Here is a 25,404-nt window from a genome sequence, read left to right on the forward strand (position 1 = left end):
ACGCTACCGTATGGTCGACCATACGCTGGCGTATGGAGGTGCGCGATGGCCGCGGTGCTCAATGTCCACGAACGTGTGATCGCTGCCCCCGCGGCAGCCGTCGGTGCCTTGCTCGACCGCCTCTCCACCGCGGACGACCCCCTCTTCCCGACCCCGGCCTGGCCGCCGATGCGCCTGGACCGCCCGCTCTCCGTTGGCGCGGACGGCGGACACGGCTCGATCCGCTACCGCGTCACGGCCTACGAACCCGGGTGCCGGGTCCGCTTCGACACCCCGCCGGGCGCCGGCCTCGACGGTTTCCACGAACTGACGGTCTCAGCCCTCGGCGCCGAGCGCTGCCGAGTGCGCCATGTCCTCGCGTGCGAAACGCGCGGCCTCGCCCGGCTCCGGTGGGCCTTTGTCGTACGGCACCTGCACGACACGGTTGTCGAGGAGATCTTCGACAACATCGAGCGGGCGGCGGCGGGCGGTGTGGAACGTCCGGTGCGCTGGTCACCGTGGGTGCGGCTGCTCCACCGCCTCGGCTGGGCCCGGCCCGAAGCCGTCGCCACACCGGCGGCGGCCCGGCTGATCCGAGCCTCCCTCGTCCGCACCGACTACGAGGACGCCTACCGGATGCGACTCCTGCCGGGCCTGCCGCGTGACCCGGCGGCCTGGACAGGCGTCCTGCGCGACAGCTTCCCGGTGCTCGCCCGGGCGGACGGAGAGCTCCTCATGGACGTGCGGACGGCGGGTCTGACGGCCCGTGCCTCGATCCTGATCGACGAGCGATACGTCACCCTCTGCACGGCGGTGAAGACCGATGGCCGGCCCGCACGGCTCTACTGGGGTGTGGTCGAACGCGTCCACCCCTTCATGGCCCGCACCATGCTCCGGCGCACCCACCGCAGGCTGGCCCTCGCCGCGCCCAGCGCGGGAGACCGCGGCTCGACCGTGCGGGGTGCCTGACATCGACGGAAGCCGACCGCCCCAGGAAGCCGACCACCGGTTACCGACAGTGACTGACGAGCGGAGTCGACCTCCGTCCGTCATCGCATCAACTGGTTCACAGCAGACGACCAGATCTCGGTTCGGCTGCTGTGGTCGCGGGGTCCGAGTGGTCCTGGACTTCGCCGTCGCGACGGCTCGGCTTGGTAACCTGTGGCGATGGACGAGGCGTTGGACGAGGGGCCGTTCTTTCACGGCACAAAGGCCGAGCTGCGGGTCGGTGATCACCTCACCGCCGGTTTCCGTTCCAACTACCGGCCCGACATCGTGATGAACCACGTTTACTTCACCGCGTTGCGCGACGGGGCGGGACTCGCCGCCGAACTCGCCGCCGGTGACGGGGCCCCGCGCGTGTATGTCGTCGAACCGACGGGGGAGTTCGAGAACGATCCCAACGTCACCGACAAGAAGTTCCCCGGCAATCCCACCCGCTCCTATCGCAGCAGGGAACCGCTCCGGATCGTCGGCGAGGTCACCGACTGGACGCGGCAGACACCCGAAGCTCTCCAGACGTGGCGAGACCGGCTGGCCGCGATCCGTCTGGACCACCGCGCCGAAATCATCAACTGAAGGTTGCCCGGTAACCGCGACGACTGCGACGGGTGAGGACGGCGGGGGCGGGCCTCTTGGGGAAGGTGGTTCCGGCGGTCGTTCAGCGTCCGTAGAGGTGTCCGCGTACCAGCGGGTCGTGTTCCAGGATGAAGTCGGAGACCTGCCAGAACTCCGGCAGCCGTGGATGCCGCAGGGCGGCTTCTCGGTCGAGCTTGCGGCCGAACAGGGGCCCGTCGGGATGCGCGAGACCTGCCGTGACCAGGGTGGAAGCGGGCTCGGGCCGGCCGGCGACCGGGCCCACTCGACATGCGAACGAGACGTGATCGTCCCACTGGCCGGACCCGGCGCCCCACGTTCCGAAGATCACGTCTATCCACGCGTCGTGATCCCGGTCCCGGTGGTGGTAGCAGTTCGCGAAGTACAGGTCAGAGTCCCCGAACCGGACGGGTTTCCATCTGGGGGTGGCGGTCAGGCAAGATGGGGCGCTTCTTTCCACCGGGCAGCGGCGCTGTCCGGCACGTCCTGGGGGGGACTTTCGTGATCATCGCTGTCTCGGACGGGCATGACCCGGCCTACCAGCTCCAGACGAGCTTGCTCACGCTGATCTTTGGCATAGCCCTCATCAGTGTCGGGCGGACGCTACGGCGAACCGGACGGCTGCCTGCGTATCTCGACTTCAGACAGCAGGCGTCGGGCTCGCTTGTGCCGCAAGAGGGCAAGAGTGCTGGCGCTATGAAGCTCGGGGCAGCCGCGATAGCCATGGGTGGGTTCTTCCTCTTCGGTACCGCGTGCCTCGTACTCGGCGCGCTGCATGTGCTCGGTCCCTGAGGGCAGGCCCCTCCAGAGCGCACGCCAGCTTGGATGAGTGTCTAACTGCGTGACAACGCCAGCAGACAGCGACGGGACGGACGCGAACTCCAGTGGACCGTCGGCGCAGGTAGGCGGCAAACCAACCCAAGACCGAACACTCTCCCAAGTTGCTTCGGGACGAAGAGGTCGTGGGTTCAAACCCCGCCATCCCGCGCGGTTCTCAGCTGGAACAGGCGACAATCTGTCCGACGACGGAGAAGCGTTGCTCACACTCCGGGCAGGTCGCCTCACCGAAGGCATAAGTCAAGGCGCGCGCGACTTCCTCGTGGCCATCAGCCAAGACTAGGTCGTAGAGGCGGCGGCCGAGACCTTCCAGGGCGCGGGGGTCGGCCGGATGGAGCGGAAAGGTTTCGATGTCATCGGAGAGGGCGTAGTCCTCCGCCGCACTGAAGAAGCCCCGCTCTCCGATGATCACCCACAGCGACGCGCACCCGTCGGGATCCGGGCACTCAAGCTCGTATTCCTCGCTGACGACGCCCCAGATCAAGTCCTCCGCCCAGTGGATGTCGCCCTCCAGGTTCAGGGCCGCCTCAACCAGATAGCAGTAGTCGTTCCGGTCGGCGGTGACCTGCCGCCACCTGCTCGCGGCGCCCAGTAGGCGTGTGACTTCCGGCGCGTACTGGTGCCGCAGATTCCGGGTCTCGTACCGCTGGTCGGCCTGGACGAGAAGGGCGCCGGCCAGGTGGAGGGCCGAAGCTGCTATGTCGGCTTTGTCGGCCTCCGCCATGTCGGCCAGCGTGGGCAGCACCAGCGGATGGGCGACGTCCAGAGAACCGTTGTGGTAGAGCTCCGTCCAGAGGTCGCTCCAAGCCTGACCGTCCCCACCCTTGGCGGCATTGTCCAGCAGAGCCCTCAGCCGGTCGGAATCGGCGTCGTCTGCGCGGGGGACAGGAGAACTCGTCGTCATCTCCGGCATCCAAGCAGACTGCTGCAACCGCACTTTCGCCGACCTGTCGATTGCTGTGGAAGTGGGGGGCCGCCATCACATGGGGCCCTGATCGAACTCCTAATGCGGTGCTCACGCATGAGCGCCCTCCTGGGCCGTAGAAGGGCGCTCGATGATGACCAACGTCGACAACTGCCGGCAGCTCAGCAGCAGGTCAGGTCCTTGATCAATGAGGTGGCCGCAGGTCACGGACGCCAATGATCAGTTGTGGCTGTGCTGAAGGGCCACCCTCAGTTTCACCAGGAGTGAGATTGCGTTCGGCTACGGCCGAGAAATCTCCGGATCAGCAAGAACGCGGCCACAGCGATCAGAGCCATCCCCATAAGGATCAAGGTCGCCCCGATGACGATCAGAAACGTCCCAATAAGGATCAAAAATGCCCCAATCGGGACCAGGAGCGCCCCGATGATGAGGAGAAAGATCGCGAGGACGGTCACGGTTGTCTCCTGTCCTCCCTCCCGCTCTGACTCCTTCCCCGCTCCCGTGCACACACTCTGCTTCACGATCACCACCGGTTTGCCTCGGCCAAGAGGTCACCCACGGTCCGCTGGTTTCAATCAGGACCGGCGCTGGGCCGTCTCTGGGCCGTCCGAGGTCAGTCGACGCCGACCGACAACGACAGAAGCCCACGGCATCTGAGCTGGTCAGAGCCGTGGGCTTCCTCAGCCTCGCTGGTCAGCGAGACCGGTGATCAGTAGACCGGCGAGTTGGGCCGCACTGAGCAGGCTGTGCCTTCAAACGCGCCGGCCCCTTCACCGCCGGCACTCTCGTCGTTCTCCCCGAGGGCGGGCCGCACGCCGGGGCGGGCGTCGTGAATCGCATGGCCGCGATCGGCGTCACGGTCAGCCATGCCGTGGAGCAGCCCGAGCCGAGGCAGGCGACCGTCGAGGAGGCGTCGATACTCGGCATCCAGAAGGCCGCTCTCGTCACGCACATCCGGCGGACGTACTACAGCGACCAGGGGCGGCCTGTGGAGATGGCGGACATCGTCGTGCCCGCCGCGCACTGCGAGATCGTGTACGAGATCCCGATCAACCGCTAGAAGCGTGGGGTAGGGCTGACCGTGCGGCACGTGCGTCGAGCTCCGGAGCATGAGCGCAGGGATAGCGTTGACGTTATGGCTGTCGACGTCCTCACCGAGACCGTGATCGCCCGCCCCTGTGCGGAGGTCGCCGCCTATGCCGGGGATCCGACCAATGCGCCGCACTGGTACGCCAACATCGTCTCGGTTCGTTGGCGGACCTCGCCGCCGCTCGCAGCGGGCTCGAAGCTCGACTTCGTCGCCCGGTTCCTGGGGCGCACCCTGACCTACACGTACGAGATTGTCGAGTACTCCTCCGAACGACTCGTGATGCGCACCGCGCAGGGGCCGTTTCCCATGGAGACGACCTACACCTGGCAGCCAGTGGACGCCGACCATACCCGGATGACGCTGCGCAACCGCGGTGAGCCATCCGGCTTTGCCAAATTGAGCGCTCCGATGATGGCTGCGGCTGTGCGGCGGGCGAACGTCAGGGACCTGGCCGCATTGAAAGCGCTGCTGGAAGGCGCCGTCGCCACCGACTCCAGCTGACGCTCACCGGGCGAGATCACGGCCATGCAGCACGGGATGGAGCTGCCTGCCCCTGGGGGTCTCCGTCGAGGGGGAGGTCTGCCGGCACGCCCAACAACCACCAGGTGAGAGTCCGGCTCGATGAGTGGCCGGCAGCTGACGAGTGATCGCTCCCGGGCCGTCCCTGGGCCGTGCGAGGGTGCCCGAGGCCACTCGACGGCGACCGACAGTGACGGACGAGCCGCAGCCGCTACCGGCGAAAGCCCAGGTCAGAGTCCCTCGACCTAACGGGTTTCCGCCCAGGGGTGGCCGTACGGCAAGATGGGGTGTATCTGCCCACTGCCAGATTTCAAGCTGCCGGACGGTTTCTCTTGGCTGAGTTCATTTACACCATGCGCAAGGCGCGCAAAGCGCACGGCGACAAGGTGATCCTCGACGACGTCACCCTGAGCTTCCTGCCGGGAGCGAAAATCGGTGTCGTCGGCCCGAACGGTGCCGGTAAGTCGACCGTGCTGAAGATCATGGCGGGGCTGGAGCAGCCGTCCAACGGTGACGCCTTCCTGTCTCCCGGCTACAGCGTCGGCATCCTGCTGCAGGAGCCCCCGCTGAACGAGGAGAAGACCGTCCTGGAGAACGTCCAGGACGGCGTCGCCGAGATCAAGGGCAAGCTCGACCGGTTCAACGAGATCGCCGAGCTGATGGCGACCGACTACTCCGACGCGCTGCTCGACGAGATGGGCAAGCTGCAGGAGGAGCTGGACCACGCCAACGCGTGGGATCTGGACGCCCAGCTGGAGCAGGCCATGGACGCCCTCGGGTGCCCCCCCGGCGACTGGCCCGTCACCAACCTCTCCGGTGGCGAGAAGCGCCGCGTCGCGCTGTGCAAGCTGCTGCTCGAGGCGCCCGACCTGCTGCTCCTCGACGAGCCCACCAACCACCTCGACGCCGAGTCGGTGAACTGGCTGGAGCAGCACCTGGCCAAGTACCCGGGCACCGTCGTCGCCGTCACCCACGACCGGTACTTCCTGGACAACGTGGCCGGCTGGATCTGCGAGGTCGACCGCGGCCGCCTGCACGGCTACGAGGGCAACTACTCCAAGTACCTGGAGACGAAGGCCACCCGTCTGAAGGTCGAGGGCCAGAAGGACGCCAAGCGGCAGAAGCGGCTCAAGGAAGAGCTGGAGTGGGTGCGGTCGAACGCCAAGGGGCGCCAGGCCAAGTCCAAGGCCCGTCTGGCGCGGTACGAGGAGATGGCCGCCGAGGCCGACAAGATGCGGAAGCTGGACTTCGAGGAGATCCAGATCCCGCCGGGCCCGCGCCTGGGCAACGTCGTCGTCGAGGTCGACAAGCTGAACAAGGCCTTCGGTGAGAAGGTCCTCGTCGACGGGCTCTCCTTCACGCTGCCGCGCAACGGCATCGTGGGCGTCATCGGCCCGAACGGCGCCGGCAAGACCACGCTGTTCAAGATGATCCAGGGTCTGGAGACCCCGGACTCCGGCGACATCAAGGTCGGCGAGACCGTCAAGATCTCCTACGTCGACCAGAGCCGCGCCAACCTCGACCCCAAGAAGACGCTGTGGGAGGTCGTGTCCGACGGGCTCGACTACATCAACGTCGGACAGGTCGAGATGCCGTCCCGCGCGTACGTCTCCGCCTTCGGGTTCAAGGGGCCGGACCAGCAGAAGCCGGCCGGTGTCCTCTCCGGCGGTGAGCGCAACCGCCTCAACCTGGCGCTGACCCTCAAGCAGGGCGGCAACCTGCTGCTCCTCGACGAGCCCACCAACGACCTCGACGTCGAGACCCTCTCCAGCCTGGAGAACGCGCTGCTGGAGTTCCCCGGCTGCGCCGTGGTCGTCTCCCACGACCGGTGGTTCCTGGACCGGGTCGCCACGCACATCCTCGCCTACGAGGGTGAGTCGAAGTGGTTCTGGTTCGAGGGCAACTTCGAGTCGTACGAGAAGAACAAGGTCGAGCGGCTCGGGCCGGACGCCGCGCGTCCGCACCGTGCCACCTACAAGAAGCTGACCCGGGGCTGATCGATCTTGCGGCACATCTACCGCTGCCCGTTGCGCTGGTCGGACATGGACGCGTACGGACATGTCAACAACGCGATCTTCCTGCGCTATCTGGAGGAGGCCCGCATCGACTTCCTGTCCCTGCGGGGCAAGGAGTCCAAGCAGGGGTCCGTGGTGGCGCGCCATGAGATCGACTACAAGCGGCAGCTCGTCCACCGGCCCACGCCCGTGGACGTCGAGCTGTGGGTCACGGAGATCAAGGCCGCGTCCTTCACCGTCTCCTACGAGGTGAAGGACGAGGACACGATCTACGTGCAGGCCTCGACCGTGATCGTCCCGTTCGACTTCGAGGCCCAGCGGCCCCGCCGGATCACCGCCGCGGAGCGGGAGTTCCTGGAGGGGTACCGGGACGCGGCCGACGAGAAGGCCGTCGCCGCATGACGGTGCTGCACCTCGCCGACGAGACGGAGGCGGCGGACCTCGCCGCCTTCCTCTCCCGGCTGCTCCACTACGACCGTGGAGCAGCGGTGCGCCTGCAGGCGGCCGGCACGGCGCTCGCCGTCTTCGGCCGGCCGCCGTCCTTCGAGGTGCTCGCGGTACGGGCCGTGCGGCTGGCCAAGCCGTACGAGAACGGGCTCGACGTCGCCCTCGACGTGACCGTCTCCGCCGGTGAGTTCCTGGAGTCGGTGGACGAGCGGGCGGCCACCGCGGCCGTACCGGCCGCGGTCACCGGGCCACCCTGGGCCGGTGTGCTGCCGCCACGCGGCGGCTGGCACGCCGAGCCGGGGCTGCCCGACCCGGAGCAGTTGCGGTCGACCGTCGCCGCGGCGGTCGGCGAGTTCCGGTCGCGTACGGAGGAGCTGGCGCCGGACGGCCGCACCCGCGCGGAGCTGGACCGGATCGGGCGGGACATCTGGTCCCGGGAGATAGGGCGCACCCGGCTTCCCCTGCGCGCCGTGCACGCGGCGCACTCTCTGGGCTTCCTGCGGCCGGGCACCGACCCGGCCGACACCGGGCTGTTCTCCTCGGGGGCGTGGCTCAGGCTGCGCACCCCCTACGGCTCCGTCGCCGTACGGCGGGCCGGGCTCGGGTCGCTCGGCGTCATCGTGCGCTGAGCCACCGCGCGCACCATTGAGCCACCCGCGCTCACGAGGCTCAGCGCGGGCCGCCATCGCGCGCACCATCGCTCAGCACGGGCCGAGCCGCCGCGCGCACCATCGCTCAGCACGGGCCGAGCCGCCGCGCTCACGAGCGCCGGGTGTCGTCCGGCCAGACCCCGATGTGGTCCGGCTCCAGTTCCAGGGCCACGCGGTCGCGCATGCCGAGGGCACGGAGATGGTCCGCGGGGAGCTGCAGACGGCCCGCGCGGTCGAGCATCGCGTACTCACGGGCGACCACCGTCTCATCGCCGGTCGCGGCGTCGATCTCGCTGCGCCGCAGCACCTCGGTGGAGGTGCGGCCGTCCCGGATGGCGACCGTACGGCGGACCTCGCCCGCCACAGCCTGGTCGTGGGTGACGATGACGATCGTGGTGCCGAGGGTCTCGTTCGCGGTCCGGAAGGCGTCGAAGATCTGGGCGGCCGTCCCGGAGTCCAGTTCGCCGGTGGGCTCGTCGGCCAGCAGGACCGCGGGGCCGCCTGCCAGGGCCACGGCGATCGCCACGCGCTGCTGCTGGCCGCCGGACATCTGGTGCGGGTAGCGGTCGCGGCAGTCGGCCACCCGCAGCAACTCCATCAGTTCCAGGACGCGTTCGGTGCGGGCGCGGCGGGGCCGGCGGGTGCCGGACAGCTGGAGGGGGAGGGCGATGTTCTGGGCGGCGGTGAGGTAGGGGAGCAGGTTGCGGGAGGTCTGCTGCCAGACGAAGCCGACGGTCTCGCGACGGTAGGCGAGGCGGTCGGCCGCCGTCATGGTGAGCAGGTCGTGGCCGGCGACGCGGGCGGCTCCCGCGGTGGGGGTGTCGAGGCCGGCGAGGATGTTCATCAGGGTGGACTTGCCGCTGCCGGACGCGCCGACCAGGGCCATCAGTTCGCCCTCGCGGACCAAGAGGTCGAGGCCCTGGAGGGCTTGGACCTCCACGCCGTCCGTGGAGAAGATGCGGACCAGGCGGTCGCAGGTGATGAGGGCGTCGTGGCCGTACGCGGGTTCGTGCCGGCTCGCCGCGACGCGGTTGGCCAGGTCGGTCAGGTCGGTCAGGTTCGGGGGAGTGGCCATCGGGTCTCCTGGGTGAGTGCCCTGTGCTGTCGCCGGGCGGCGGGTCGGATCACTTGCCGGTGCCGCGACTCGCTCATCGGCCGTCCCCCGCTCTCAGTTCCGTCACCGAGCCCCGGCGGCCCGTCCACCAGGCCTGGGCGGTGGCGACCGAGACCGTCAGCAGGACGACCGAGGCCGCGGGCAGGGTCAGGGACCAGGTGTCGGGGCGAAGGGGGGCCTCGGCGAGGGGGGAGTCGGCCGCGGGCAGGGCGATGGCCGTCAGGTCGATGCCGGGGGAGAGCAGACGGATCGCGGACCAGCCGGTCAGGGCTCCCCCGAGGGCGGCGAGGAGGGCCTGCGGAAGGGACTCCAGGATCAGCAGGCGGCGGCCCTGCGCGCGGGTCAGGCCCATCGTGCGCAGGCGGGCCAGGAGCGCGGCGCGTTCCGGCGCCGCGCGCAGCAGGGCCAGCAGGAGGGCGAGCACGGCGAAGCCGGCGCCCGCCACCACCGCCGCCGTGTAGACGTGTTCGGCGGCGGACTGGAGCGGGGAGTCGGCGTACCGGGCGCGCTCGTCGGCGCGGAGCCGGACGACGGCCGAGTCGCCGGCCGCGTGGGCCAGGGCGCGGGCGGACGGCCGGCCGCCGGTCAGCAGCAGGGCCGTCGGGCGGTTCGCGGGAGAGGCGAGCCCGGCGCGGTTCACCACCAGGAAGTTGCCGCCGGACACCGCCGGGGTGCCGTCGCGGACCAGCACGATCCGCACGGTGATCGCGCTGCCGTCCGACAGCCGGAGCGGGAAGGGCCGCCGGGTGCCGTACTCGGCGGCGACGGAGGGCGAGGCCACGGCGGGCACGGGGCCACGGTGCGACGCCAACGCGGCGGCGGAGAAGGCGCCGACTCCGGTGCGGGCCGTCAGCGCGCCGTAGGACCGCGGCTCCACGCCCACCAGCGGCACCGAGTCCTGGCCGTCCACCGGCTTGGCCTGGTAGTCGATGCTCACCGGGGCGACACCGCGCACCCCGGGGACGGCGCGCACCCGCGCGGGGACGGCCGCCGGAAGGGGGGCGTCGGAGTCCACGCGGGCGTCGGCGCCGACGGTGAGCAGCGCCGCCCGGTCCCGGGCCTGGGTCACGCCCGCCAGTACCGAGCCGCCGAACGCCGCCGTGGTCAGCGCGGTCAGCACGGCCAGCAGCGGCAGCACCGCCGAGGTCCGGGTCCGGCCGGCGCGGGCCAGCGAGAGATGCCCGGTCGCCCCGCGCAGCCGTGCCGCGGGGCCGGTCAGCCGGCGCAGCAGCAGCGGGTGGAGGCGGAGCAGCAGCAGGGCGGCGATCACGCCGGTCAGGACCGGGGCCAGAGCCACCAGCTGGTCGCCCGTCGTGCCGCGCCGGCGCAGTGCCGCGACCGCTCCGGCCGCCAGGACCAGCAGGGTCAGCTCGGCGACCGTACGGCGCCGGGAGGGGCGTACGGCCGCCAGGTCCGCGCGCTCGGCCGTCGCGCGCACAGTGCGGTGGGCCAGGGCGGCGCGCAGCGGCAGGGCGCAGCACGCGGTGAGGGTGACGGCCGCCGCGGCGGCGACGGCGGGTCCGGTGCGGCCGACGGGGACCGCGAGAAGGGCGGCGGTCAGGCCGAGCGCGCCGGCCGGTACGGCGACGACGGCGGTCTCGGCCAGCAGCCGCCCGGCGAGCGCGGGCAGTGAGGCACCGCGGGCGCGCAGCAGGGCGAGTTCGGTGCGGCGCCGGTCGGCGGCCAGGCCGGCGGTCATGAGCAGGACGACGGCGACGACCGTGCCGGTGCCTGCGGCGGCGACGGAGACCAGCGGGGCGATGCCGGAGCGCAGCCGGGAGAAGGAGGTGAGGGTGTCGTCCAGGCCGGTGCCGATGTCGGTGCGGTCGTCGGTGAGGACGCGGGCGCGGCGCAGTCCGGGGCCGGACTCCAGCGCGGCGACGGCCGACTTCAGCCGGTCCACGTCGTGCGCGTGCAGGCCGCGGGCGTCGGGCGCGAGGAACCAGTAGCGGAACGGGTTCGTGACCGTGCCGAGCATGGCGGGCGCCGCCTGCGGGGGGAGCAGCAGCGTGCCGAGCCAGTACTTCGGCGGGTCCCCGCCCGGGCTGGGCATGATCACCAGGTTCGGGGTGCGCAGCCGTGGCACGGTCGACCAGTAGGCGCCGGAAGGGTCGCGCGGGACGAGGATGCCGGTGACGCGGACGGCGAGCGGGGGCCGGCCGACCGCCGGCACATGGATGACCGAACCGACCACGATGTGCAGGGACTTGGCGGTAGCGGCGGTCACGGCCGCCTCCACCCCGGGGGTGTCCGCGTCCACCGGGCCGTCGGCGCGGGGCAGCCGGCCGGTGCGCACGCGCGCGTGGTCGGCGAGGCCGCTCGGCGCGAACAGCGAGATGTGGGCGGGCAGTCCGGTCGGGCGGGGCAGGAACGGGTCCGGCACCGCCGGGTTCACGCCGCCGGCGACGCCGTACACCGACTGGGACGGGTCGAGGGCCAGCGGGTCGCCGACCGTGGTGAGGACCTTCTCGTACTGCCGTTTCAGCGCGGCGGGGCGTACCGCGGCGGCCTGCTGCCCGGCCGGCAGACCGGGGTCGGGCGGGGGCGCCTGCACCAGCACGGTGGTGCGGTCGGGGCGGGCCTGCGCGACCGCGTGCCGCAGGCCCGCGTCCTCGTACCGGTCGACGGCGCGCGGGAAGGCACCCGCCAGGCTCGCGGCCAGGACGACCAGCACCGCGAACGCGGCGGCGGCGTCGGGCGCGGTCCGCAGCCGGGTCCGCACCCAGGGCGCGAGAACGGGAGGCCGGGCACGGCTCATGTCAGTCGCCTCCCTGGTCACGCAGTGCTCCCGCCGGGTTCGTGCGGTGCGCGGCCGGCAGGGCCGCGACCGTCAGCGGGACCACGGCGACGGCGGCGAGCAGCAGCGCCACCCGGCCGGGCGGCAGTTCGACCAGCAGGTCCGGCACCGGCCGGGCGGCGTCGCCGGTCAGGACGATCAACGGCAGGACGGCGCGCGCCAGTACGGTGCCCAGGCCCAGGCCGGCCGCGAGCGCCAGCCCCACCAGGACGGCCTGTTCGGCGGCGACCGTGCGGGTCAGCTGCCGGCGTGGCACACCGAGCGCCCGCAGCACGGCGAACTCCGTCCCGCGGGCCCGCCGCGCGGCCGCCGCGCCGACCGCGAAGCCCACCGCGGCGAGCGCCGCCGCCACCACGGCCGCCGCCGTGAACGCGGCTTCCGGGCCCGCGCCGAAGGGGTCGTCGCGCAGCTCGGCGGCGATCTCGTCGCGCACCACCACCTGTCCCGGGTCCACGTCCGGCAGCGCCCGCACGGCCGCGGCCACCTCCGCCGCGTCGCCCCGCCCGGTCGCCAGCCACCACTCGCTCGGGGTCACGCCGTCGCCGTAGCGCGCCTGCAGCACCTGGTTCACGGCCCGCAGGTCGAGCAGGACGGCGCCGCCGTCGCGGGGGCCGGTGACCGACGGGTCGGCGGTGGCGGGCAGTGCGCGTACCGCCCGGACGATCCGCACGGGCACCGTGCGGTCGCCGATCGTCAGGTCGAGGCGCTGTCCGGGGCGGGCGCCGGTCGAGGCCAGATAGCGGTCGGTGGCCACGGCCGGCACGGCGGCGGGCGCGGACTGCGGCACCTGGAGCCGGACCGTGACGGAGGCGACCCGCCAGGCGTCGGCGCCCGGGAGGTACCCGGTGCCGTACGTGAAGGTGCCGGGGCCGGTGAGCCGGGGGCGGGTGGGGCTGGTGGCGGGGCTCGCGACGGCGTCGCCCGCGGTCTCCGTGGTGGCCGTCCACCGGTCGGGCAGCGCGAGCCGGTGCTCGGTGCCGTCGCCGCCGGCCGCGGTCAACGCGTCGAGGGTGAGGCGGTGTTCGGTTCGCTCGCCGGGCTGGTTCATGTCCAGGCGGAGTCCGGTGAGGACCAGCGGGCCGGGCGAGGCGCTCACGTCGAGGGTCAGCAGGTGCCGGTGCCCGTCGGCGGGGAGCTCCCCGAACGGCATCTGGTACGGCACCCCGTACCGGTCCGCCAGCGTCACCGTCACGTCGGTGACCAGCCCCGCCCCGGCCGAGCTGCGCAGGGTCGCCGCCAGCCGCAGCCGCGCGGTGCCCGCCGGCAGCCGGGTCCCGGCCGGGGAACCGTGCGGCGCGAGCCCGCCGAGCAACGGCCGCACCGGCACGTCCGCCAGGTCGGGGCGCATCAGCACCGCGTCCGCCGCCCGCCGGGTGTCCAGGGCGAGCACGGTCGCCGTACGGTCGTCCGACAGCGGCTGGGCGGAGCGCAGGGCCGGGGCGGCCTCGCGTACGTGCGGCAGGCCCGCGTACAGCTCCGTACGGCCGAGCCCGCCCTCCCCGGCGGCCGTCACCCGTACCGGCACCCCGGCGCGGAAGTCGGCCTGGTCGTCCTGCGAGCGGTCCCAGGAGGCGGCCTGCCCGATCGCGAGCATGCCGAGCGCGACGGCGAGGACGAGCAGCAGCACCGGGCCCGCGCCGCGCGCGGTCCGCCGGCCGAACTGCCAGCCGGCCAGCGCCACCGGCAGCCCACGCCCGGCCGCCGCCCACCGCTCCGCGACCCGCGCCACGGGCGGCAGCAGCCGCAGCGCGAGCACGGTCCCGGCGAGCAGCGCCAGCGCGGGCGCGGTCACCAGGAGCGGATCGACGCCGAGCGCCCCCGACCGGTCGGCGCTCACGCCCCCGGACCCCTGCCGCTCCAGCTGCCAGTAGGCCACACCCGCGACGGCGAGCAGAGCGAGGTCGGCGCCGGCGCGGAGCGGGGAGGGGAGAAGCCCAAAGGAGACGGGCCGACGGCGCACGGCGGGGGGCACGTGCCGGTCGCCGGGGACGCGGCGTCGGGAACGTGGGCGGGGCAGGAGGGGGAGGGGGCGTGGGCGTGGCCCGCTCGCGCCGCTCCGGGGGCCGGTGCCCGCTCCGGTCACCTCCGGGACCACGACCGCGAGGGCGCAGCCCGCGGCCACCACCGCGGCGACCAGCCAGACGTCGAGGCGGCCGGCCGGTGGCAGGTCCAGGCGCAGGCCGAGGCGGGCCAGCGGACCGTGCCCGGCGAGCAGGGCGGTGAGCGGGCCGGAGAGCAGGGGCGCGCAGACGGCCGCGGGCAGCGCGAGAAGCAGTGCCTCGGCGGCGGCGAGGGCGGCGATCCGGGCGCGGGAGGCGCCGCGGGCCCGCAACAGCCGTGTCTCGTCCGCCCGTTCGGTGCTGAGCAGCCGGGCCACCAGCAGCAGCGCGTACCCGGCGAGCAGCACGAGCTGCAGAGCGACGATCAGCAGCGTGGAGCGGGCGACGAGCAGCGAGCGGTCCACCCGGTCCAGGACGTCCGGCAGCGAGGTCTGCGCCATCGTCGTGCCGTGCAGCGCCGGACGGTCCCGCAGGCCCGTGCTCCCCGCCCGGGCCGCCGTGCGCAGCTCACCGATCCGGCCCGTCGTCAGGCGCGCGAAGTCCGCCGACGCCAGCCACGCCGTCGGCCCGGCGCTGATCCGGCCGCCGGTGAGGACGGCGGGGTCGGTGAGCAGCGGGCCGTACGTCAGGAAGCCGGCCCGCTTCGCCCCGCGGCCGAGCAGCTCGTCCAGCTGCCAGTACGGCGCCGTCACGGAGACCGGACGGTACAGCCCGGTGATCCGCACCCGTACCGCCGGGCCGTCCAGCCGGTCGGTCAGGGTGAGCCGGTCGCCGGGCTTCAGCCGCAGCGCACGGGCGGCGGTCTGCGGGAGCGCGACCTCGACCGCGCCGTCGGCGGGGCGCGGGAAGCGGCCCGCGGTCAGCCGCAGCAGGCTGCGGTCCAGGGCCGCGAGGTAGGTGAGGTCCGGGTCGCCGGACCGGGCCGCCGGCGGCTGCAGGGAGCGCGGCAGGGCGTACGGCCCGGAGCGGCGCAGGGTCCGGACCGTCACCGGCAGGCCGTCGAAGGTCCGCCGGGCGCCCTCGCGTACGGCGGTGCCGGCGGCGGCCCGCTGATCGGGCGGCACGTCCGCCTTGACGATCAGGGCGGTGTCGGCCGCGTTGCGCGGGTCGGCCAGCACATGGCGCAGCGCCGCGTCGCCGATCGCACCGGAGTAGGCCGTCAGCGTCGCCAGTACCGCGGTGGTGAGCACCACGGTGAGCAGCGCGGCACCGAGCAGCAGGCGGTGCGCACGCGCGCGTGAGAAGACGAACCCCGTCACCCGGCCCCCGTGTGTCCGCCACTTCCAGACCTGCGGGCGATGCTGGCAGAGGTGGCCGGTGACGGGTAAGCGGTCGGCAACCGGTCTACACCGGATCGTGACCGGAATACGGCCGTGCACGACCGGAATCCGGCGTTCTGGGGTGACCGTCCGGCCCGCGGGGGCCGTGCGGTCCCCGCGGCCCGTTCACTTCGCGCGCGGCCCGTACCGGCCGCGCGGTCCGTTCCGGCCGCGCGGTCCGTTCACTCCGGGGTGTTCACCATCGACGCGGCGGCGTACGACAGGTAGTTCCACAGCGTCCGCTCGTGCTCCTCGGACAGCCCGAGCTCGTCGACGGCCACCCGCATGTGCTTCAGCCAGGCGTCGTGCGCCGCCCGGTCCACCGTGAACGGGGCGTGCCGCATGCGCAGCCGGGGGTGGCCGCGGTTCTCGCCGTACGTCGTGGGGCCGCCCCAGTACTGCATCAGGAACAGGGTCAGCCGCTCCTCGGCCGGGCCCAGGTCCTCCTCCGGGTACATCGCCCTGAGGAACGGGTCCTCGGCGACTCCCTGGTAGAAACGGTGGACGAGCCGACGGAAGGTCTCCTCCCCGCCGACCTGCTCGTAGAAGGTCTGCTCCTGAAGCGTGCCGCGCCGAATCTCATTCACCCGTCCATGGTCTCAGACCGGGTGACCCAGGACTCGAGGCTTAGGACCCGGCGGAACGGCTCGGCCTTCCCGCGGGGGCCCGGCCCTAGTGTGGAGCCCATGGGTGCCTACGACACCGGGGCCGGCGGTCCGGCCGCCGCCGCGCGGGCCGGGCTGGTGCGGGAGATCGACGCCGACGGGGCCTGGGCCGGGGATCCCGTCTGGCGGGAGGCCTTCGCGGAGGTGCCCCGGCACCTGTTCGTGCCGTACTACTACGTCGCCGGGCCGAGCGGTTACGAGCGCCGCTGGGGCGAAGCCACGGACCCGGCGGCCCGGGAGCGCTGGGTGCGCGGCGCCTACGAGGACGTGCCGCTGGCCACCCGGCTGCGCGACGGCGAGCTGCTCTCCTCCAGCAGCCAGCCCTCCCTCATGGCCCGGATGCTGGTCGCGCTGCGCGTCGAGGACGGCGACCGGGTGCTGGAGGTGGGCGCGGGCACCGGCTACAACGCGGCCCTGCTCGCCCACCGGCTCGGCGACGACGACCTGGTCACCACGATCGACCTGGAACCGGAGATCACCGAGTCGGCCCGGCAGCACCTGGCCGCGGCCGGCCGTCATCCGGTGGTGGTCACGGGCGACGGAGCGCGCGGGGTGCCCGAACGCGCCCCCTTCGACCGGATCATCGCCACCTGCGAGCTGCCGACGGTGCCGCGCGCCTGGGTCGCCCAGTGCCGCACCGGCGCCCGCATCCTGACCCCGCTGGCCACCGGCCTGCTCGCCCTCACCGTGCGGGACGCGGGGCACGCCGAGGGCCGCTTCCTGCCCACGCCCGCCTACTTCGTGCCGCTGCGCGGCGAGCGCAGGGCGCAGGCGGAGGGCGTGTCGCTCGCCGGGCTGCCGGAGCGGGCCCGCGAGCAGGAACTGTTCCGCTTCCTGCTCGGGCTGACCCGGGGCACCCTCGACCCGCGGGCGGCGTACGCGCTGTGGGAGCGCGAGGACCGGCCCGCCCGCGAGCGGTACGGCGTCACGGTCGCCGGCGAGCACGCCTGGGCCTGGCTGGACGCCCCGGAGGGGCCGTACAGCTGGCCCCTCCCGTGACACCGCCCGGTGGTACACCCGGACCCGGCGGGACTCCTGGCCCCGGCGACTCCTAGCCCCGGCGGACGGTGATCGTCGTCCAGGCGCCCACGTGCACCCGGTCGCCGTCCTGGAGCGGGATCGGCACGAACGGCTGGATCGGTTCCTCGCCGCCGTTGACCGTGGTGCCGTTGGTCGAGTTCTGGTCGACTACCGCCCAGCTGCCGTCCGGCTGCTGCACCAGCACCGCGTGCTGGTGCGAGACGCCCGGGTCCTCCGGCGGCACCGACAGGTCGATGTCGGGGGTGTCGCCGGTGGAGTGCCGGCGGCGGCCGATGGTGACCTGGTTGCCGGTGAGCGTGCGCTGCTGCTCGGGCGAGTACGCGGGCAGGTTGAGCCCGGCGGCCTCCGGCCCCGAGCGCTGCATCATCGCCATGAAGTAGTCGCGGTCCGGGCCGACGGTCGCGGTCCAGGTGGCCGGCTGCTGCGGCGGCCGGGGCGCCTGCGGGAAGCCGCCGCCCGGGGCCTGCGCACCGCCGGGCTGCGGGTAGCCGTACCCGCCGCCCTGGCCGCCGCCGGGACCACCGGAGGGGCCGCCGGACGACGGCGGGGAGAGCACCCAGTCGTCGTCACCGCCGCCGAAGGACGGACCGCCGGCGGACGGGCCACCGGTGGGCGGACCGCCGACCGGGGGCCGGCCGGTCTCGTGCGGGAAGGCGGGCGGGGCGGCCGGCCCCGCCTGGAAGGACTGGGGGCCGCCGCCGGGACCGGCGGGCGGGGTCGGACCGGGCGGCGGCGGGACCGGACGCGAGGGGTCGCCGCCGAAGCCCGCGGGGCCGGGCGCGCCGGGGACCTGAGGCGGGCCGGGCGGAGTCGGGCCACCGGGACCGGACGGCTCACGGCCGAAGGGCGGCGGACCGGAGGGCGCACCGCCCCCGAAGGGCGGCGGACCCGAGGGCCCACCGGCACCCGGACCCTGCCCCGGGCCCTGTCCGGCGCCCTGTCCCTGGGGACCGCCGAAGCCGGACGGTCCACCGGCACCGGGCCCCTGAGGACCACCGAAGCCGCCGGGACCGCCGGGACCGCCTGAACCCGGGCCCTGGCCCGGCCCCTGAGTGCCGCCGAAGCCGCCGGGGCCGCCGGAACCCGGACCCTGCGGACCGCCGAAGCCGCCGGGACCGCCCGGGCCGCCCGGACCGGGTCCCTGGTTGCCGCCGAAGCCGCCCGGACCCGAGGGGCCCGGGGAGGTCTGCGGGCCGCCGGACGGGCCGCGGTCGCCACCGGACGGGCCGCGATCGCCGCCGAACGGCGTCGGGCCCGACGGCTCGCTGCCGAAGGACGGGATCGGCTCGGCGGGCCGGTTCACCTGCGAGGGCCGCGAGCCCTGGTACTCGTACCCGTCACCGCCGCCGTACGTGGCGCTCGGCGGCTGGAACCGCGGCTGCGGCGAGCGCGGGGCGGCCGGGGTGTAGGAGGTGGCCGTGTTGGTCAGGAAGTTCCACCGGCACTCCTCGCAGAAGGGCGCGCCGCCCTCGCGGGGCGTGCGGCACTGCGGGCACAGTTCCGGCTCGGGCTCGGACAGCGGCGGGCGCCCCGGCAGGCCGGGGCCGCCCGCGGGCGGCGGGAAGCCGTAGCCGCCCCCGGCCGGAGGCGGCGGGGGAGGGGGCGGAGGTACGGCACCGGCCATGCGGTGACCGCAGACCTCGCACCAGTCGTCGGAACCCGACTGGTGTCCGTTCGGGCAGGTCGGCATGTCGGTGCTTCCCCTTCTCCGGATCTTCCTGCTGAGTCACTTCTTTACACGAACAGTCTTTGTGGACCGGGTCTCCAGAGTCATTTCATCCGCCTCCGCGACCTTCGCCTTCAACCGCACAGTACCTGTCGCGGCGTCGACGACGTCCACCACCTTCGCAAGCAGTTTCGCAGTATCCGCGTTCCCCGAGGCGCTCGCGAGCTGAACGGCGCGACCAAGTTTGGCCGTTGCTCCATCGAAATCGCCCACTTTGCGAAGGTCGAGCCCCTGCTGGATGGCTTGTGCCAGTTCGGCCTGTCCGGTGTAGTGGGCTACTTGAGGATTGATCGAGGTGGAGGCCGTCATGTCGTCCGTCCACACGGCCCGTACGAGCCCCTGCGCGCCGAGGTTCTGTACCGATCTGTCCGGTTGCGGCACGACCAGGGAGACCCGCGCGGCGAGCATCTCCCGGCCGAGACCGGCCGCGGGCACCTCGACGCACAGGTGGTAGTCACGGGACTCGTCGCCCCAGGAGCCGGTCGGATAGTCCCCGGCGCGGGGCCCGGCCTCGGTGCGCCGGACGGTCAAGTCCTCGACGGTGGGCGCCACTTGCTTCACGAAACGGATGGTCGTGCCGACCGGGGTCCACACCCGGAGGGAGACGTCGGCGACCTCCTTGCCCATCGCCGTCTCCATCATCCGCGTGAAGTCGGCGGCCAAGCCCCCCGGATCGGCCACGATGTCGGCGGTGCCGAGCAGCGCCGAGGCGATCCCTGTGACTTCTTTCACTTCCCAGTCGGTGCCCACGCCCCGCGCGTCACAGGTGAACCGTCCGGCACAGGCCTCCAGGGCGGCCCTGAGGTCCTCGGGCGACTCGTGCTCGTTGCGGCCGTCGGTCAGCAGGATGCCGTGCCGGATGGTGACGTCCACCGAGTTCAGCAGCCGGTCCGCGAGCCGCAGCCAGGTGCCGATGGCCGTACCGCCGCCCGCGGTCAGCCGGCGCAGCGCCTGCTTGGCCTGCTCGCGGGTGGTGGCGTCGGCGACCGCGAGCCGCCCGCCGCCCGGGTAGACCTCCTTGGCCACGTGCGTGCCGCCGATCACCGCGAAGTGCGTGCCGTCGCGCAGCGTGTCGATCGCGGCGGCCGTGGCGTCGCGGGCGTTGCGCATCTTCGTCGGCGGGTAGTCCATGGACCCGGAGCAGTCCACCATGAGGGCCACGGCGGCCGAGGGGCCCCGCCCCTGCGCGTACACCGGAGCCACGGCGCCGCCGACGGTGCCGCCGCCGGTCGCCGTCACCGTGACGATCGCGTTGACCTCGCGACCGCCCTCCGGCAGGTACTCGTTCTGGTAGACGTCCATCGAGAACTGCGGCACGTGCGACTTCGCGAAATTGGCCATGCTTGCTCGACTCCCCCTCGAAACACCCCGCCGGACGAGGCGGTACGTATGGTCGGACCGGTCCCCTCCGGTCCCTTGAGGCTTCCCCGTATCCGCGGCCTCAGGCCGATACTGCCCCCTGCGGCGGCGCCGGGAACGGCACGACGGCCACTGTTACGTTGTCGTGGCCCCCGCCGTCCAGGGCGTGACCGACCAGCACCCGGGCGCTGTGCAGCGGACGTGCGGCCGCGTCCTCGGGGACGACCTCGGCCATCTCGCCGGCCGTCTCGGCGTAGTTCCACAGGCCGTCGGTGCACACGACCACGACACCGGGCCGGTCCGGCTTGAACGCCGCGGTGTGCGGCTCCAGTTCGTAGGCGTCCGCGCCGAGCCAGCCGGTGATCGCGTGGGCGCGCTCGTCGGCGTACGCCTCGGCCTCGCTCATCAGGCCGGCGGCGACCATCTGCGCGGCCCAGGAGTCGTCCTCGGTCAGCCGGGCCGGCGGCGCCGAGCGGTCGTCCGGCACCCAGTAGGCGCGGCTGTCACCGACCCAGCCGACGATCAGCAGGCCGGAGGCGACGACCGCGCCGACGATCGTGCAGGCCGGGGCGTTCTGGTGCGGGGCGTGCTCGCGGGCCGTGGCGGGTTCCTCGGCGAGCGCGTTGACGGCCTGCGACGCGGCGACGATCGCCTCGTGCATGGCCGCCTGCGGGTGGGTGCCGCGCGGCAGGGCGGCGAGCAAGGTGTCACCGGCCGCCTGGGAGGCGGCCAGCGAGGCGTCGTCGGGGCGGGTCGCCGAGGAGACCCCGTCGCAGACGATCGCGAGGGTGACGGGCGTGCCGTCGGGCAGCGCGGTGTGGCCGACGGAGAAGGCGTCCTCGTTGCGGTGGTGGCGCAGCCCGCGGTCGCTGACGGCGGCCACCGGCCCCGACTCGCGCTCCATGTGGTCGCGTTCGCGGGGCTGGGCGTGCCCGCAGTTCTCGCAGTAGCCGTCGCTGTCCACCCGGCCCGACCGGCAGGCCACGCACACCTGCGCCGGCTCCTCCTCCGCGGCGGGGGCCTCGGCCACGCGCGGGTCGGGTGCCTGCAGCGGGTACTCCTCGGGCTCCGCGGGCCGGTCGAAGCGCACCCCGGAGCCGGGCGGCTGCGCGGGGACGGCGGCATGCCCGGGCAGGGGCGTGTCGGCCGAGTCGGTGCCGGGCAGGTCGGTCGGCAGATGCACCTCGGGCGGGGCGCCGGAGCCGTCCGGATCGGCGGCGGGCCACTCCACGCCGTCCCCCGGCGCCGCGGAGCCGGTCATGGTCAGCGTCGGATGGTCCTGCGGCGGGGCGGGCACGACGGAGAGGTCGTGTCCGCACGCGCCGCAGAAGAGGTCACCCGGTTCGACGGGCTCCGCACAGCTCGGGCACTTCGCCGGTGCGGCCTGCTGGGGCATCTGCGACATCAACTACACCCACGTCCGGGGGCGGTAACGGTTGGCCCGTTCCACCAGTTCGATCCTCTCCTCGCCGCCGGCCGCCAGCCGGGCCAGCGTGCGGTAGGCGCGCTCCAGGCCGAAGCGGAGGCCCCGCTCGTCCAGACCGCTGCCCAGCAGCACCCGCCCGCCGACGGCGGACTGAGCGGGGCCCTGGCCTCCGGAGAGTATCCAGTCCAGCGCGCTGCCCAGCACTTCGACGGACAACTGCTCGCGCCGGGCGGGGTCGAGACCGTACGCCCGCAGCGCCTCGACCTGCCCGGCGGCGGCCGTCAGGTCGTCCAGGAACGGTACGTCACCGGCGCTCGCCGTGCGCTGTCTGAGCCGGGCCCGGACGGCGGCGACCCGGGCGGCCGTGTAGTGGATGGAGGACTCCGGCACCGACTCCAGCGTCGTCACGGCGCCGGGCCGGTCACCGGCCGCGAGCTGCACCCGGGCCAGGCCGAAGGCGGCGCTGACGAAACTCGGGTCGGTCGCCCACACCAGGCGGTAGTACTCGGCCGCGTTGTCCAACTGGCCGAGCACCTCCGCGCACAGGCCGAGCGCCAGCTTCGGCGCGGCCTCGCCGGGGAAGGCGTCGTAGATCGCGTCGAAGGCGAGCGCGGCGCCTTCGAAGTCGCCGGTGACCAGGGCGGCCACGCCCCGGTACCAGACCACCCGCCAGTCGTCGGGCCGTTCCTCGTCCAGCTTGGCCAGGCTCATCAGGGCGGACTGGTGGTCGCCGCTCTCCAGCAGGGCCCGGATCCGCCGCAGCCGGGTCTCGACGGTCCGCGTGGGCGCCGCGTCCAGCGCGGCGATCAGCTCGGCCGGCGCGGAGGCGATGAGACCGGCCAGGAAACCGGCGTCGGGGTCCCCGGGATCGACCAGCGGCACCGGCAGGGCGAGCGCGGCGGCCGGGGTGGCGACGGGCCGGACGAGGGCGGGCGGGACGGAGAGGGACGGAGCGGGGACCGGGGCGAGTACGGCGGCCGCGGGCACGCCCGGCGCGGGCACACCGGCTCCGGGCGCCCCCGGTGCGCCGGCCGCCGTGCCCTTCCGGCCGCGGACCGGGCGGGCGCCCAGCCGGGACACGTCACCGTCCAGGCGCGGGAACAGCTCCGTGTCCGTGACCTTCACCTCGGGCCCGAACAGCGTCGACAGCGCGGGCCGCGGCCTGCCGCTCTGCAGCGCGACGACCTCGCGCAGCACGCCCGTCAGCTGCTCGGCCATCTCCTGCGCGGAGGCGAACCGGCGGGCCGGGTCGGGGTCGGTGGCGCGGACCAGCAGCCGGTAGAAGGACTCGTAGCGGCGGAAGACGTCGATGGTGTCGGGGTCCGGGAGGGAGTCCGCGTAGACGTTCGTGTAGCCCTGGAAGTCGAAGGTCAGCACCGCGAGCGTGCGGCCCACCGTGTACAGGTCGCTCGCCACCGACGGGCCGACCTCGGCCACCTCCGGCGCCTGGTAGCCGACCGTGCCGTAGATCGCCGACTCGTCGTCGTCCATGCGGCGCACGGCGCCCATGTCGATCAGCTTGAGCTGGTCCTCGGTCTGGATGGCGTTGTCGACCTTGAAGTCGCAGTACAGCAGGTTCCGGCTGTGCAGGTGGCCGAGCGCCTCCAGGGCCTCGATGCCGTACGCGCAGGCCTGTTCCACCGGCAGCGGGTCGCGGCGGCCGTCGGGCGTGCGGCGGGCGTTGGCGATCTCCTTCAGGGACTTGCCGCCGACGTACTCCATGACGATGTAGCCGTCGAGGGAGCCGGTGCGCTGGTCGAGGTGCTCCACGAAGTTGTAGATCCGCACGATGTTGGCGTGCTCGATCTCCGCGAGGAAGCGCCGCTCGGAGATCGCGGCGGCCATCGCGTCCTGGTCGCCGGTGTCCAGCAGGCCCTTGAGGACCACCCACCGGTCGGAGACGGCCCGGTCCACGGCGAGGTAGATCCAGCCCAGCCCGCCGTGCGCGAGGCACCCGGCGACCTCGTACTGCCCGTGCACGACGTCCCCGGCCTTCAGCTTCGGCACGAAGGAGTACGGGTGCCCGCACTTGGTGCAGAAGCCCTCCGTACGGCCCGGCCGCTCGCCCCGCGCCCGGCCCACCGGCGCCCCGCAGTCGGACCGCGAGCAGAACCGCTTCCGCTCGGGCACCTCCGGGTTGTCCAGCACCATCGCGCGCGGGTCGGGCCGCGGGACCTGCGGGACGCTCACCAGTCCGGCGCCCAGCCGTCCGCGCGCCGACGACCCGGAGGACGAGCCGGAGCTGCGCACCGACACCGAGCGGCCGGTGGCCGCGCCCGACAGGGACCGGGAGAGCCGCCCGGACACCGACCGGCGCGACTTCGACGACTGCGACGACGTGCGCGACGAGCTGCGGGAACTGCTGCTCTGCGCCGAGCTCCTGGTGACCCCGGTGGGCGCCGAGCCGACCATCCCTCCCGCCGACACCACCGGTGCCAGGCCGCAGGTGTCGCAGTACAGCTCGCCGCCGCCGACGTCCTCGTACGTCCCCTCGCAGCCCGGCCGCTGACAGGTCTGCCCCGCCTGACTCATGACTGGCCCCCCTTACGATCCTCGGGCACGCTCGCGCCGCCGAGCAGTTCCGCGGCCGCCTGCTGGTAGCGCAGCACGGCCTGTTCGGCCACGCGCAGGTCGCACGGCGCGCTCCACAGCATGCGGCGGGCCGCGTCGTACCGCTCGACCAGCAGCGGGTCCTCGGCCAGCCCGTGCCGCGCGGTCTTCGCCTTGTAGGCGTCGAGCCGGCCGCGCAGCTCCGCGCGGACCGCGAGCGGTGCGGTGACCGCGGTCAGCTGCTCGCGGGCCCGCAGCAGTTCCTCCTCCGCCTTCTGTTCCAGGGACTCCAGGAGCGGGGAGAGCCGGTGCCACTGCGCCTGCCTGCGGTACTCGGCGGCCGTCGCCAGCTGCTCCTGCAGCGCGGTCGGCGGTCCGCCGACCACCGGCACCTCGGTCGCGGCGATCTTCGCCAGCACCTCCCCGCGCGCCGTACGGGCCTCGGCGAGGGTGCGGTCGGCGCGGGAGAGCACGTCCCGCAGCCGGATCAGCCGCGCCTCCGCGTCCTGGCGGACGGTGAGCACGGCGTCGATCTCGCGCCGTACGTCCTCCAGCGCGCGCGCCTCACGGTCGTACACCGTCGTGTCCGGACGACCGCCGCCCGGCGCCGAACTGCCCTGCGCCGGCAGCCAGAAGGCCAGCGGATCGGAGACGACGTCCTGCCGGAGCCGGGTCAGCGTGCGCGTGATCCGCTCCAGGTCGTCCCCGGCCGGGTGCTCGCCGGGGCGTACGCCGACGGAGTGCGCGAGCTGCCGGGTGCGCTGGAGCTCCGCGGCGAGTAAATCGATCCGCGCGGGCAGCGCCGACCACACCGCGTCGGCGGTGACGACCAGGTCCAGGCTCGTCGCGTACAGCTCGTTCATCCGGTCCACCAGCGCGGCCAGCGAGAAGCTCTCGCTGAGCTTCCCGGTGCCGGGGACGGTGACGGACGCGCCGCGCAGCAGTTCGCTCAGCTCCACCAGGTCCTCGCGGCTGGACCAGCGGCGGCGGGCGCGGATCTCTCGGGCGTGGTGCAGCGCGGCCGCGTAGGCGTCGAAGTACGACCACAGCAGGGTGATCCGCGCCTCCGTGGCCTGCCAGCGCTCCCGGGTGACGCCGGTCAGCTCGGCACCTTCGAGGAGTCTGCGGCCCGCGTGGTCCTGCAGGGCCAGCAGCGAGGTCTCGATCGCCTCGTGCTCGGCGCCGAGCCGCGCCAGCGCACGGTCCACCTCGTCCCGGTCCATCACCGGCCCGGCGGGGTCCGTGACGCCCATCGATCACCTCTCGCTGCTGTGTGTGTTCCGTCGGGT

General features: G+C 73.5%; 20 protein-coding genes and 1 pseudogene. 9 read left to right on the forward strand and 12 right to left on the reverse strand.

The genetic code is table 11. The features are described 5' to 3' along the window. Positions 1-45 precede the first annotated feature (45 nt). The gene (locus tag AB0N17_RS20335) at positions 46-948 is read left to right on the forward strand and encodes a DUF2867 domain-containing protein (RefSeq protein ID WP_366012771.1); all 903 of its coding nucleotides are present in this window, start codon (positions 46-48) and stop codon (positions 946-948) included. Positions 949-1,146: 198 nt separating this feature from the next. After that, on the forward strand, positions 1,147-1,557 hold the full coding sequence (gene arr / locus AB0N17_RS20340) for an NAD(+)--rifampin ADP-ribosyltransferase (protein WP_366012772.1): 411 nt from the start codon (positions 1,147-1,149) through the stop codon (positions 1,555-1,557). 82 nt (positions 1,558-1,639) lie between these two features. On the opposite strand, the gene AB0N17_RS20345 is transcribed toward arr, so the two are convergent. Beyond that, the gene (locus tag AB0N17_RS20345) at positions 1,640-1,906 is read right to left on the reverse strand and encodes a hypothetical protein (RefSeq protein ID WP_366012773.1); all 267 of its coding nucleotides are present in this window, start codon (positions 1,904-1,906) and stop codon (positions 1,640-1,642) included. 170 nt (positions 1,907-2,076) lie between these two features. Here AB0N17_RS20345 and AB0N17_RS20350 point away from each other — a divergent pair, with 170 nt between their 5' ends. Then, a complete protein-coding gene (locus AB0N17_RS20350) occupies positions 2,077-2,367 on the forward strand; it encodes a hypothetical protein (RefSeq protein ID WP_366012774.1) in 291 nt (96 codons plus the stop codon). Between the two features lie 202 nt (positions 2,368-2,569). Here the strand turns inward: AB0N17_RS20350 and AB0N17_RS20355 are convergent, their stop codons facing one another. Next, complete coding sequence (locus AB0N17_RS20355) at positions 2,570-3,325, reverse strand: hypothetical protein (RefSeq protein WP_366012775.1); 756 nt, start codon at positions 3,323-3,325, stop codon at positions 2,570-2,572. A gap of 266 nt (positions 3,326-3,591) precedes the next feature. Beyond that, a complete protein-coding gene (locus AB0N17_RS20360) occupies positions 3,592-3,792 on the reverse strand; it encodes a hypothetical protein (protein ID WP_366012776.1) in 201 nt (66 codons plus the stop codon). A 317-nt stretch (positions 3,793-4,109) separates the two neighbouring features. On the opposite strand from AB0N17_RS20360, the pseudogene AB0N17_RS20365 reads away from it, so the two are divergent. From AB0N17_RS20365 to AB0N17_RS20385, 5 genes and pseudogenes are all read left to right on the forward strand, one after another. Beyond that, positions 4,110-4,397: pseudogene (locus AB0N17_RS20365) on the forward strand (UTRA domain-containing protein); the annotation flags it as partial. A gap of 75 nt (positions 4,398-4,472) precedes the next feature. Continuing rightward, entirely contained in the window at positions 4,473-4,928 is a 456-nt protein-coding gene (locus AB0N17_RS20370; protein WP_366012777.1) for an SRPBCC family protein, read from the forward strand. 350 nt (positions 4,929-5,278) lie between these two features. Next, positions 5,279-6,943, forward strand: coding sequence for an energy-dependent translational throttle protein EttA (gene ettA / locus AB0N17_RS20375; RefSeq protein ID WP_366012778.1), 1,665 nt, complete (start codon positions 5,279-5,281; stop codon positions 6,941-6,943). Between the two features lie 6 nt (positions 6,944-6,949). After that, positions 6,950-7,363 (forward strand): thioesterase family protein, encoded by a 414-nt coding sequence (locus AB0N17_RS20380; RefSeq protein ID WP_366012779.1) that lies wholly within the window; start codon positions 6,950-6,952, stop codon positions 7,361-7,363. After that, complete coding sequence (locus AB0N17_RS20385; protein ID WP_366012780.1) at positions 7,360-8,037, forward strand: hypothetical protein; 678 nt, start codon at positions 7,360-7,362, stop codon at positions 8,035-8,037. The genes AB0N17_RS20380 and AB0N17_RS20385 overlap by 4 nt, the downstream gene beginning before the upstream one ends. Positions 8,038-8,167: 130 nt before the next feature. On the opposite strand, the gene AB0N17_RS20390 is transcribed toward AB0N17_RS20385, so the two are convergent. From AB0N17_RS20390 to AB0N17_RS20405, 4 genes are all read right to left on the reverse strand, one after another. Next, positions 8,168-9,133: an ABC transporter ATP-binding protein gene (locus tag AB0N17_RS20390; protein WP_366012781.1), complete on the reverse strand. Its 966-nt coding sequence runs from the start codon at positions 9,131-9,133 to the stop codon at positions 8,168-8,170. Positions 9,134-9,206: 73 nt separating this feature from the next. Continuing rightward, positions 9,207-11,930: an FtsX-like permease family protein gene (locus AB0N17_RS20395; protein ID WP_366012782.1), complete on the reverse strand. Its 2,724-nt coding sequence runs from the start codon at positions 11,928-11,930 to the stop codon at positions 9,207-9,209. Position 11,931: 1 nt separating this feature from the next. Then, a complete protein-coding gene (locus tag AB0N17_RS20400) occupies positions 11,932-15,288 on the reverse strand; it encodes an FtsX-like permease family protein (RefSeq protein ID WP_366012783.1) in 3,357 nt (1,118 codons plus the stop codon). A 242-nt stretch (positions 15,289-15,530) separates the two neighbouring features. Next, entirely contained in the window at positions 15,531-15,935 is a 405-nt protein-coding gene (locus tag AB0N17_RS20405; RefSeq protein ID WP_366012784.1) for a globin, read from the reverse strand. A gap of 99 nt (positions 15,936-16,034) precedes the next feature. Between AB0N17_RS20405 and AB0N17_RS20410 the strand changes: the two genes are divergently transcribed. Continuing rightward, positions 16,035-17,012: a methyltransferase domain-containing protein gene (locus AB0N17_RS20410; protein WP_366012785.1), complete on the forward strand. Its 978-nt coding sequence runs from the start codon at positions 16,035-16,037 to the stop codon at positions 17,010-17,012. 52 nt (positions 17,013-17,064) lie between these two features. Here AB0N17_RS20410 and AB0N17_RS20415 read toward each other — a convergent pair whose 3' ends face one another. From AB0N17_RS20415 to AB0N17_RS20435, 5 genes are all read right to left on the reverse strand, one after another. Next, positions 17,065-18,744: an FHA domain-containing protein gene (locus tag AB0N17_RS20415; RefSeq protein ID WP_366012786.1), complete on the reverse strand. Its 1,680-nt coding sequence runs from the start codon at positions 18,742-18,744 to the stop codon at positions 17,065-17,067. A gap of 36 nt (positions 18,745-18,780) precedes the next feature. Further along, positions 18,781-20,121, reverse strand: a complete 1,341-nt coding sequence (locus tag AB0N17_RS20420; RefSeq protein ID WP_366012787.1) for a VWA domain-containing protein — start codon at positions 20,119-20,121, stop codon at positions 18,781-18,783. A gap of 100 nt (positions 20,122-20,221) precedes the next feature. Further along, positions 20,222-21,544 carry a PP2C family serine/threonine-protein phosphatase gene (locus AB0N17_RS20425; protein ID WP_366012788.1) on the reverse strand — a complete coding sequence of 441 codons (1,323 nt, stop codon included), beginning with the start codon at positions 21,542-21,544 and terminating at the stop codon, positions 20,222-20,224. Positions 21,545-21,547: 3 nt separating this feature from the next. After that, positions 21,548-24,097: a tetratricopeptide repeat protein gene (locus AB0N17_RS20430; RefSeq protein ID WP_366012789.1), complete on the reverse strand. Its 2,550-nt coding sequence runs from the start codon at positions 24,095-24,097 to the stop codon at positions 21,548-21,550. Then, positions 24,094-25,368, reverse strand: a complete 1,275-nt coding sequence (locus AB0N17_RS20435) for a hypothetical protein (RefSeq protein ID WP_366012790.1) — start codon at positions 25,366-25,368, stop codon at positions 24,094-24,096. The genes AB0N17_RS20430 and AB0N17_RS20435 overlap by 4 nt, the downstream gene beginning before the upstream one ends. Between the last annotated feature and the right edge of the window lie 36 nt (positions 25,369-25,404).

Source organism: Streptomyces sp. NPDC051133 (assembly GCF_040682635.1).
GTDB lineage: Bacteria > Actinomycetota > Actinomycetes > Streptomycetales > Streptomycetaceae > Streptomyces.